Source organism: Piscinibacter defluvii, from assembly GCF_004011805.1.
GTDB lineage: Bacteria > Pseudomonadota > Gammaproteobacteria > Burkholderiales > Burkholderiaceae_C > Piscinibacter > Piscinibacter defluvii.
Genome location: NZ_RCHJ01000115.1, coordinates 1 through 1,264 on the forward strand (window position 1 = coordinate 1; position 1,264 = coordinate 1,264).

The window sequence follows — 1,264 nt, forward strand, 5'->3', positions numbered from 1 at the left end:
GGTGAGCATCGATGCGACGCGGCTCGGTGGGGACTCTGACGCCTAACGTTTGAGCTGAGTGGACCACGGAGGCATGACACCTCGGCCGACCGGTGCAACATGGTAAACCGCACTGGGCGGCCGGGGTGGCATGCCGGAGAGGGTCCGCTCGAGCGAAGGGTTAGGCCGCATCTCTTGGACTCTCGTAGTTGACGGACAAGGCGGTAGCCTCACGGAAGATGCGTTCGCTCTCCCGACGCTCCCAGTCGCAAAACTCTTGGGCCCGATCGGACCCATCCGCTGACAAAAGGGCAGCGATGGCTTCGTGGTGCGACGAAAGCTTCGTACCAAGCCCTTCGTCAGGGAGGCGCTCTACCGGGCGACGTTCCAGAAAGGCGATTACATACTCCGCTAGGTGAGTTCTCGTTGGCGCCTTCACGGATGAGAGGTGAACAGTACCTTGGCCGTCATATTCAACCGCAGCTAAGACGCGAACGGTGGCAGATTGCCAAGTTTGGCTTCTGCCACCAAAGAGACCAAAGAACCAGCGGTCGCTTTTGACAAGCTTGAAGTTGCGTGCCTGCAGGTAAGTCAAGAGACTGCGCTCGACAAACTGCTCAACGTTTTTGTACATCAGCAATCCGCCTCCGCCGAATGAGAATCGAAGCCCGCGAACGGTGCATGTATGCGGCCTAACGTTTGAGCTGAGCGGGCCGCGGAGGCAAGGCGCCTTGGCCGCGAGGCGGATGATAGGCCTCACCGCCTCGCGGCCAAGGCGCCTTGCCGGAGAGGGTCCGCTCGAGCGAAGGGTTAGGCCGCATTCCGCCTCTTGCTAGCCAAGCCCGAGAGATGGACTTCTCGCGCAGCGGCGCGGCGAGCTTGCTCTCTCCGGCGACATGGACGGCACAAGACTGCCACTGCCCAGACATCGCCCTTCGCGCTCTCGTACCACCACTTCTGTTGTGTCTCGGTCCAGACTTGCGAGACACCACAAGACTTGCAGGTGAATGGCCTGTCCACGTAGTAGCCACGCTTCACGAAGTCGGGTGTGTCGTAGCTATTGTTTGGGCACAGGTTATCGGGATTGACCAGTACGTGTTTCTTCGCGAGCTCGCGCTGAGCCTTGGCTCGCTCGCGTTCTAGTTCTTGCGCTACTTCGGCTGCCCTGGCTCCACGCTTCAAGCGGCGGCGTTCAAGGATGGGAGGGCGGGCGGGGCGTTCTCGCTTCATGCGGCCTAACGTTTGAGCTGAGGCGACCGCCGCGGGTTGGCGCTTGGGCCGCGAG

Annotated in this window: 2 protein-coding genes; both read right to left on the minus strand. The window is 61.2% G+C overall.

Going from position 1 to position 1,264, the window contains the following annotated elements:
* Positions 1–160: 160 nt before the first annotated feature.
* Positions 161–613 carry a hypothetical protein gene (locus tag D9C15_RS33135; protein WP_128003710.1) on the minus strand — a complete coding sequence of 151 codons (453 nt, stop codon included), beginning with the start codon at positions 611–613 and terminating at the stop codon, positions 161–163.
* A 176-nt stretch (positions 614–789) separates the two neighbouring features.
* Positions 790–1,209, minus strand: a complete 420-nt coding sequence (locus tag D9C15_RS33140) for a zinc-ribbon domain containing protein (protein WP_128003711.1) — start codon at positions 1,207–1,209, stop codon at positions 790–792.
* Positions 1,210–1,264: the final 55 nt, after the last annotated feature.